Source organism: Methanobrevibacter sp. (assembly GCF_017406825.1).
Lineage (GTDB): Archaea > Methanobacteriota > Methanobacteria > Methanobacteriales > Methanobacteriaceae > Methanocatella.
Genome location: NZ_JAFQXT010000028.1, coordinates 1 through 9,166, shown reverse-complemented (window position 1 = coordinate 9,166; position 9,166 = coordinate 1). Strand labels below are relative to the sequence as shown.

The 9,166-nt window shown below is 41.9% G+C and carries 13 protein-coding genes; 1 reads left to right on the top strand and 12 read right to left on the bottom strand.

The window, feature by feature from the left end:
• A partial coding sequence (locus tag IJF99_RS05210; protein WP_292792789.1) for a hypothetical protein occupies positions 1-141 on the bottom strand: 141 nt, incomplete at its 3' end.
• A gap of 140 nt (positions 142-281) precedes the next feature.
• Here IJF99_RS05210 and IJF99_RS05205 point away from each other — a divergent pair.
• Positions 282-578 (top strand): putative quinol monooxygenase, encoded by a 297-nt coding sequence (locus IJF99_RS05205; RefSeq protein ID WP_292792787.1) that lies wholly within the window; start codon positions 282-284, stop codon positions 576-578.
• 6 nt (positions 579-584) lie between these two features.
• Here the strand turns inward: IJF99_RS05205 and IJF99_RS05200 are convergent, their stop codons facing one another.
• From IJF99_RS05200 to IJF99_RS05150, 11 genes are all read right to left on the bottom strand, one after another.
• Complete coding sequence (locus IJF99_RS05200) at positions 585-947, bottom strand: hypothetical protein (protein WP_292792785.1); 363 nt, start codon at positions 945-947, stop codon at positions 585-587.
• A complete protein-coding gene (locus IJF99_RS05195) occupies positions 944-1,723 on the bottom strand; it encodes an alpha/beta hydrolase-fold protein (protein WP_292792783.1) in 780 nt (259 codons plus the stop codon). The genes IJF99_RS05200 and IJF99_RS05195 overlap by 4 nt, the downstream gene beginning before the upstream one ends.
• 8 nt (positions 1,724-1,731) lie before the next feature.
• Positions 1,732-2,142 (bottom strand): GNAT family N-acetyltransferase, encoded by a 411-nt coding sequence (locus IJF99_RS05190; RefSeq protein WP_292792781.1) that lies wholly within the window; start codon positions 2,140-2,142, stop codon positions 1,732-1,734.
• Complete coding sequence (locus IJF99_RS05185) at positions 2,143-3,501, bottom strand: MATE family efflux transporter (protein WP_366931251.1); 1,359 nt, start codon at positions 3,499-3,501, stop codon at positions 2,143-2,145.
• On the bottom strand, positions 3,502-4,137 hold the full coding sequence (locus tag IJF99_RS05180; protein ID WP_292792777.1) for a flavodoxin family protein: 636 nt from the start codon (positions 4,135-4,137) through the stop codon (positions 3,502-3,504).
• Between the two features lies 1 nt (position 4,138).
• Complete coding sequence (locus tag IJF99_RS05175) at positions 4,139-5,350, bottom strand: cofactor-independent phosphoglycerate mutase (RefSeq protein ID WP_292792775.1); 1,212 nt, start codon at positions 5,348-5,350, stop codon at positions 4,139-4,141.
• A gap of 26 nt (positions 5,351-5,376) precedes the next feature.
• Positions 5,377-6,396, bottom strand: coding sequence for a homoserine dehydrogenase (locus IJF99_RS05170; RefSeq protein WP_292792773.1), 1,020 nt, complete (start codon positions 6,394-6,396; stop codon positions 5,377-5,379).
• Between the two features lie 9 nt (positions 6,397-6,405).
• The gene (locus IJF99_RS05165; RefSeq protein WP_292792772.1) at positions 6,406-6,891 is read right to left on the bottom strand and encodes an amino acid-binding protein; all 486 of its coding nucleotides are present in this window, start codon (positions 6,889-6,891) and stop codon (positions 6,406-6,408) included.
• A gap of 10 nt (positions 6,892-6,901) precedes the next feature.
• Positions 6,902-7,117 (bottom strand): Asp-tRNA(Asn) amidotransferase subunit GatC, encoded by a 216-nt coding sequence (gene gatC / locus IJF99_RS05160; protein ID WP_292792770.1) that lies wholly within the window; start codon positions 7,115-7,117, stop codon positions 6,902-6,904.
• A gap of 84 nt (positions 7,118-7,201) precedes the next feature.
• Positions 7,202-8,647, bottom strand: coding sequence for an asparagine synthetase B (locus IJF99_RS05155; RefSeq protein ID WP_292792768.1), 1,446 nt, complete (start codon positions 8,645-8,647; stop codon positions 7,202-7,204).
• A 77-nt stretch (positions 8,648-8,724) separates the two neighbouring features.
• A partial coding sequence (locus tag IJF99_RS05150) for a phosphatase PAP2 family protein (RefSeq protein WP_292792766.1) occupies positions 8,725-9,166 on the bottom strand: 442 nt, incomplete at its 5' end.

Here is a 9,166-nt window from a genome sequence, read left to right as displayed (position 1 = left end):
ATCCCAGTTCAAATAAGGGTCTATCTTAATAGCTGAAACCTTTAAACCGTAAGACCTTAAAATTCTACCCATAGATGCGGATGTTATCCCTTTACCTATGGAACTCACTACCCCACCTGTTATAATAATATATTTTGTCAGTTAAATCCTCTCCATAAACTATAGTATAATTTTAGTTTTTCATAATATATAAAAATTTTAATCGAATTTGAATATTGCCTGAAAAAGAAATATATTAATATATTAAAATCATTATAGTTTTAATCAACAAAGGTGATAAAATGATTATCGTAAATGCAATATTGCCAGTAAAGGAAGAAAAAAAAGAAGAAGTAATTGAACAGGCTGAAACATTAATCAAGACTTCAAGAACACATGACGGAAACATTTCCTACAACCTGTACCGTGACGTATTGGATGATTCCCTCATCTTTATCGAAAAGTGGGAATCACAGGAAGCGCTGCAGGCTCACATGCAAACACCTGAATTCATCGAATTCGGCAAAAGCATTGAAGAATCCGTTACAGCCCCATTGGACATTAAACTTATTGTCGGCGAAGAGGTTAAAGGAGCATAAACTCCTTTACCTGCTATTTTTCCAGTATCTTAACTTATTAGAAGTGTCCATTGAAGTCTCATCAAACTGAAACTGACCCTCATCACCATAATTTGCAAAGCTGTGGGACTGGACAAAATCAAAGCACGTATCATCAGGTTCCGTCTGGCCGTTGCCCCTTCTGCAGTACATTCCGTGAGCGCTGCCGTAGGGACTTACGCTCCAATATGTGCAGTTCAGGCATATCGCCTCGCCATTGTTGACCATCGAGTCATAGTCCGGCTCCTCATAAAAAGACTGCGTGTCATTGTAATCATCATCAAAGAACTCATAGCATTCGTTGCAGTAATTGTCCTCATCCAGTTCGTTTCCGCATTTCGGACATCTCATATCAATTCCTCCAGAATGAACTCCTTCAGGTGCTTGTCGCAGAAGTCCCACGTATGCTGCCCCTCATCTTCAGCGAAACGGGCCTCAACACCCCTGGACTTTAAGAATTCATAAAAGTCGACATTCTTCTCATAGAGAAAGTCATCCGTGCCGCAGGCCATGTATATCTCCGGAATGTCACCGCAGTTTTCAATCAGGTATTTCGGATCCTTATCGGAATTTTTGACCTCATCCAGATTGCCGAATATTGACTCGTAGAAATCCCTTGCCCTCAAGACATTACTGTCATCAGCGTAATCCATTATCTCCTCAGTAATCAGGGCTGATGAAATCATGCCTATTTTCGAGAAGTTTTCACAATACTTCAGGCCGTTTCTGATTGCGCCATATCCTCCCATTGAAAAGCCAGCAATGAAAGTGTCCTCTCTTTCATGGGATAACGGGAAGATGTTTCTAGTTATGTCAAGGAGTTCCCGGCCTACATACTCCCCATAATATGCATGGGCCGCCTCATTGTCCAGATAGAAACTGTTGTCACCGCACGGAATCACAATAGCTATGCCATGGTCTTCTGCAAACTTCTGGATGGAAGTGTTTGCAAGGACTATGTCATCGCTTCCGTACAGTCCGTGAAGGAAATAGAGTGTCTTATACGGCTTGGGCACTATCTCTTCTGTGTCCTGAAGGAAATGGACGTTGTCCGATGGAAGGATAACGCTGATTGATGTGCGCCTCTGAAGACTTTTCGATTTGACATCCCCTCTAAAAAGCACCATGAAACCACCTAGTTTTCCAGCTCCGTGATGAAGAGAGGGGACTTGTCCACCTCATTTTCGAATCCGCAGTATTCATAGAATCTGACGTTGCGATTTTCACATATTACGACAATTTTCAGATAATCCTTATAGTGAAGCTTAACCCGCTCGACCAGTTCCTTTCCGATTCCCTTTAGCTGATAATCAGGTTTTACAAGAAGATAATGGATATATGCGTTCATTATGCCGTCATCCATTACGCTTATGAGTCCGACAAGTTCCTCCCCATCCCATGCGGTGAAGACCGTGTCGAAATTCCTCATTGCAATCACCAGTTTTTCGGGATATCTGCCCGAAGACCATTCCACTGACAGGAAGAGTTCTTCAAGCTCCTTTTTGCTGAAGTTGTGTGTATTCTTATATGTTATTTCAGGCCTCATTCAAACCACCCTGTATTCTGTCCATTTATTTGAGAAATATCTGTAGATATAGATTGCCGCCCTCACATACCAATCTATGAACATGGCTATCCAGGTTCCGAAAACGCCAATTCCCATCCAATCGGCGATTACATATGAAAGGGCAATTCTGCATGTAAACATTACAATCAAACTGATATACATTACTGATTTTGAATCACCGGCTCCCCTGAATGTTGAAGGCAATGTGAAGGACAGCGGCCAAATCAGGATTGCAAAAATCCCGTGCCATATGACCATTTCACTGGCCATTGCCGCAGTTTGAGGGGATAGGCTGTAGACACTCAGAATGAAAGGCAGCAAGGCAAATATTGCTGCATTGATGATAATGTGTGAAACTATAACAATTATTATGATTTTCTTGTTGTAATACCTTGCCTGCTCATAATCGTTGGCTCCCACACAGTTGGATACTATTGCGGTGAGACCCAGATTGATTGCGAAACCCGGAAGAACCGAAAAAATCCCGATTGCATAACCTACCGAGTTTGCGGCTATTGCCATCGTTCCGAATGTTGAAACAAGGCTTAAAACCAAAACCCTTCCAAGCTGGAACAGCCCGTTTTCAACACCATACGGAATGCCGACCTGCAACACCTTTTTGAGCAGGCCCGTGTCGAACCTGTGATTCAATGTCCTTTTGATGTGAAGCTTGTAGTCCTTTTTGGTAACGCAGTACAATATCAGTACGGCTGCAAGCACCCTTGCAATCACTGTCGGAATGGCCACTCCCCTGACATCCCAGCCGAGGAAATAGATGCATATCGCGTTTCCGACGACATTCAGGATATCGCAGACAAAGAGTATCTTCATCGGGGTTGTGGCGTTATTGGTTGTTCTGAAAATTGCCGCCCCCGCATTATATATGGCCAAAAACGGTATTGAAACCGCCATGAAATACAGGTATACGTCGGCATTTGCCCAGACGTCCGATTCAATCTGTCCAAAAAGCAAGGCTATCAGAAAGTGCCTTGCGAAAATAACCGCGAACATCATGACCGTGGACAGGATTGTGGAAAACCATATCAGCTGGGTTGCCGAATCCTGAGCCTTTTTAATCTGATTGCTTCCCAGGTACTGTCCCGCTACAACTGCTCCTCCCGTTGCAAGTGCTGAAAAAGAAAAAATAAGGAGTTGAACTAAAAAGTCAACTAATGAAACCCCTGAAATTGCCGCCTCGCCTAATGACGCCACCATGATTGAATCTGCGAATCCCACAAAGAATTCCAATGAATATTCAATCAGAAGCGGAATAAACAATGCAAGCAATGCCCTGTTTGAATAGAGATAGTTTTCAGGAGTCTTGAATATATTCATAATTTATCTAATAAAATTGAAAGCTATTTTCGGTTCTTCTTCCGGAACCAGTCCCTCATTCCTGCCGGATTCTATGCATTTCAGGAAAAACGCCATGTTCCTTCCAAGCTGCCTCATGGTAGCAAGACCTTCCGCATCCTGTCTGACTTCCTCGGGAGTGTTTCCATGAACCATATTCCAGTAGAATGATGAAATTATAGGCATCTGTGATATTCCCAGATATTTGTTCATCTGGTCATAGGTTGCGGTTGTTCCTGCACGTCTTGCAGAGCAGATTACTGAAGCGGGTTTATGTTTAAACGCAGCAAGGCCTGTGCCGTGGGAATTGGAATAAAATGCCCTGTCCATGAATGCTGTCATGGCACCTGCAGCTCCCGCATAGTAAACCGGTGTGCCGAAAACAAATCCGTCGGCGTCATATGCTTTTCTGACGAATTCATTGACTACGTCATTATCGAATGCGCATTCTCCATTTTCGCCGCATTTGAAACATGCTGTGCATCCTATTATCGGTTTTGTTCCAATCCAGAATATTTCAGTTTCAATACCTGCCTCATTCAATGTCTTTTCGACATATGTGAGTGCAGTATAAGTGCATCCGTTTTTATTCGGACTTCCATTTACAAGTATTACTTTCATCTTAATAATCTCCGTCAATTAATCTTTGAACAAGGAAATGTCCTGGTCTGAATTCAAGTGAGCCTTTCTTAACTCCTTCCTCATCGAATGATTCGCATTCGTCCCCTTCACGTTCGGAGTCGAATATGACAATAGGCACGTCGTCACGGGTGTGGGTTCCAACACTTATCGGAGTAGGATGGTCAGGCAGTATCGCTCCCCTGAACTTTTCACCTTCCAGACTTTCAATGATAGGCCCTACAATCAGCTCGTCAATTCTTTCAATAGCCTTGACCTTTTCAGCAGTGTTTTGGGCATGGCCCGCTTCGTCAGGAGCTTCAATATGAATCAAAAGCAAATCTGTCTGCTTTAATGCTTCAATACCATATTCGCCTTTCTGCTTATAGTCGGTGTCGAAGTATCCTGTGGCTCCCGGAACATCCACAATATTCATTCCCGCGAAGTTTCCGATGCCCTTAAGCAAGTCGACGCCTGTGATTACAGAGGCGGTAATTCCGTAGGTCTGCTCAAAGTTAGGCAAACTTGGAGTTACGCCCTGACCCCATAGCCAAATCATATTTGCCGGAATATCCCTTTTCCTGTTGATTTCATGATCTTTAAGATATTCCCTTGCTTCAAACATGATCTTATGGAACTCTTCCGCCAGTTCGCATTCTCCGAAGAGGTTATCGACCAGCTTTTCGCCGCTTATATCATGAGGAGGCATGGTTTTTATTGCGGACATTGTCTTTGCGTCCTCCATGCTATCGCATGAATAGACAAACAGATGCCTGTAGCTTACGCCGGTGTAGAATTTGCCTTTGAAATCCGGATATTTCTCTTTGAAATATTCGTTCAGTCCTTTCATCAGCTCATCAGCTTCGGCTGTTGAAATGTGGCCTGCATTGAAGTCGTCCATCGCATCACTTTCACTGTATATGGTGTTGCATCTGAATATCACGTCATTCGGGGTTGTCGGGATTCCTTCACTGCCCGCTTCCAAAGGTCCCCTGCCGGTATAGTAATCGGCGGGATTATATCCGAAAATGCTCATATTCGCTACATCAGACCCTGGAGTGTACTGGTCAGGAACATTGTTTGTAAAACCTCCAAATCCTTTTTTGGCTAATTTATCGATATTTGGAGTATTTGCTGCCATAAGTGGAGTTTTTCCGTCCAGTTCATCAACAGGATAATCGCTTGACCCATCAGGGATAAAAATTACATATTTCATATTATCATCAAAAAAAGTATAATGGATTAGTATTTGTTTTTTAAAATACTAATCAAATCGGTCAACATCGCGGAAGCAGTTTCAAGGGAACCTGCTCCAAGTCCAATTACGGATACCTCATCAGCCAGATCTGTTTTGATTGTGGCCATGTTCAGGGTTCCGCTTACATCATAGGAACTTCCTCTTTTAACAAGACGAGGAGATACCTGCAGATTGTCAGGAGACACTTCAGCAATCAGCTTTATCAGATAATCGTCCTTTTTGGCAAGTTCAATAGCTTCTGAATTGATTTTTGAAATGCCTTCAACCTTAACGTCACTGTAGGTTGCGTCAATTCCTAAAAGGGAGTTTGCAAGAATTACGGTTTTGCATGCCGCATCAATACCTTCGACATCCTGGGTAGGGTCGGTTTCTGCAATTCCAAGTTCCTGTGATTCCTTCAAGATGACCTCATATTCTGAACCTTCAGAAGTCATCCTTGAGAGAATATAATTGGTAGTGCCGTTCAATATGCCCTTGATTGACTTTATCTCACATGACGCAAGGGTTTCTTTTGTGAAATTGATAATCGGCATTGACCCACCAACGCTTGCCTCATATTTGAATTCGACGCCGGCCTTTTCTGCTGCGCCTACAACTTCCTTGAATTTCAAAGCCAAATGCCCCTTGTTTGAGGTCACTACATCCTTTCCCTGTTCGAATGCCTTCAATGTTAATGAGAGTGCAGGCTGCGCATCAACGATATTTGTAGGAGTTGCTTCAATAAGACAATCGTATTCCACTGCATCCAAAACATCTGCACCGCTTTTATCAGACCCGAATTCAGGATATGCTGATAATTTTCCTTCCTTTTTTTTAGTTTTTACAAGTAACTCTTCATCCAATCCGTCCTGACAGATTGCGGATGAAGATGAATCGGCGGCGGCCACAACTTTCACGTCCACGCCGGTTTTATCCTTAATCAAATCCTTCTTCATGGATAGGGCATTGGCTACACCTTGGCCAACTGAACCGAATCCCATGATAATGACTTTACATTCATCCATAATAATCACTTAAACTTCATTAATAACTAATAAATCCTTTTCTTCGGCAATTTCTGCAATCCTATTGAACACTGCCTGTTTTCTGCCGATGTCGGCTTCAATGTTAATAAGTGCAGTAGATTTCTCTTCACCATTCAGTTTAATGTCAAATGCCACTATTACGACACCTTCAAGTTCGTTGATTCTGTCCATGGTGTCCCTTAAATCCTGATCTACGATGTGGCCAAAGAAGATTGTGGTGATTTTTTCCTTCAACACCACTCCGTCCATCTCTATAATGCTGAATCCCAATTCCCCATATTTGCTGACTATGCTTTTGAGGTCTTCATGCTCTCCTTCGATAGTTAACTGAACCGGAACATTACCGTTGTCGTTTTTATAATCCCTTTTGTGAATGACAGTTACAAGATTTGCACCATAATTACTTATCGGCTCCAATGCTTTGACTAACTGTCCAGGAGAATCCAAAAGTTCTAGAACCAAGTTTATTCTCATGTTATCCCCTTCAGTTTGTCCAATCAGCTCTTTTTACAATGAGATTGCCATCCTTATCGATATTGGCGTTTCTCAATATTTTCTCAGGATTTTTCTCCTGAGACTCGTCATCACGTGTTAGATTTAAATTATCTGTGATATACCAGGTTTCATCTGAATCCGGAATATCCTCCAATATTTTTGAAAATTTTTCGATAATGTCTTCTGCATCTTTTTCGATTGTCATAATATTAAAACTCCTTAACAATTAATAATATATTTAATTATGTTTTTCACTATTAATAAAGTTAAAGAAAAAATAGGGTTGAAATTAGAGATATTGTGAAATATCCGTATCCTTTAGGATTTTCTTTCTCAAAATCTTGTCGATGCCGGTTCCATACTGGGCCGCCTTTTTAGGCCTGTAGGCTATCTCATAGTCAAGCCCCTCTTCAAAGGCTATTTTCCTCAGGATGCTTTTTCGCATGTCATCATGCATGGAAACTATCTTTTTGTTATCCTGAATGTTCATGACCAGTTCCACCAGTTTCTTATCCAAAAACGGCAACCTCAATTCAACAGAATTGAGCATTGAACATGCGTCATCCCTTTCCAGGTTGACATGATGCATGTCTGAGATGTCCATCCGGATATCATAATTCAATGTATCGTTTACAAAGCTTTCAAGATATCTCTTATATCCTCCGAAAAGCTCATCGGCACCCTGTCCGGAGATTGCAACCTTTAATCCGTCTTCAGCCACCATTTTTGTTGCAAGGTATGTGGTCATTCCAACGCCCACCTTCATGAGGTTGTCGTCTCCGATTGCATTTACGACCTGGGGCAGGCTTTCGCGGACAAGCTCTTCTGTGACCTCACAGATTTTCAGCTCAAGATTAAGAAACTTCGATGCATAGATTGCAGATTCAATATCATGCGATCCTTGCGCCCCCACTGCATAAAGCGTGATTTTCAATGGAATGTTTTGCGAAATTTCCTTCAAAAGCAGCGCAAGGTATGAACTGTCAAGACCCCCTGAAAATATTACACCGACCTCAGACAATCCGTCAATTCTTTTGACAACACTTAACTTTAACAGCTTGCCTATTTTAGATACATCGCCTTCGAATATCTTTTCATGAATCGGCTGTGCGGGAGCTATATCATTCCAGTTAAACAGGATGTGTTCCGGCTTTAATGTTTCGATTTCATCAAAACCGATCACCTTCAAAGACTGCCTTGATGATGCAAATCCCTTCAGATTGTCGTTTTGTGCAAAAAACAGCGGCTTGACGCCCAGAGGGTCACGTGCAATCCCAAGGTTTTCGCCGTCCCAAACAGCAAATGCATAATCCCCATCAACCAGCCTGGTTGCCATCTGAATGGCCCTTACAAGGTCCTGCTTGTTATAGCATTCAATCAGGTAAAGCAGCGCTTCGGCATCGGACAGTATTTCCTTTTCAACCCCAACCTTTGAAAGAAGATTGGTTATTGTCTTGAAATTGTAGATTTCACCGTTGAAGACCAAAGTGAGATTGCCGTTTGATACCGGCTGAGGCTCTGAAACCCTTTCATTTGAATCATAAATCGAAAGGAGATTATGGCCAAAGGCAATGGGATAAGACTTATCGTCCGTGAATTCATCCAAATCAATGTCTGTGTAAATTCTATCTAAAAATATGCCTGATGAATCAGGTCCCCTGTCCTTAGAGACCTTCAGCATTTTAACAATATCATCCGCTTTGACATTACCCTGTAAACCTACTATTGAGCACATGATATAATATTATGAATTAATAATACTTAAAACTTAAAAAAAGAAAGGTGAGGCTAATCAATCATTAGCCCATCGTTTCAATTTACAACAATCCTATTTTTGAACCTGTTGACTACAAGCGCACCAACGATTCCTATTACAGCACCTGTCAAAACGTCCAACGGATAATGCGCACCGCAATAGACTCTTGAAAACATGATTATGAGCGCAAATACAACCAAAAGGAATCTGGCAACATTATAATGCCTTTTAATCAAATCCTCAATGTTCAAAGCAAAGACTGTGACGATGGCCAAAGTCGAAGTTGCATGGCCTGAGGGAAATGAAAAAACATCATCCTCACGTATGAGCAGACGTACATTATCCAAAACCAAATATGGCCTTGGCTCATGAACAAAAAGCTTCAAAGCATAGGTAATCAAATCCGCAAACAGCAATGCAACCAATGCAACAGCCGCAACTTTTTTTAAGGAATCATTACCTTTAATTCGAGCATATACTATAAGAACTATAAGTATT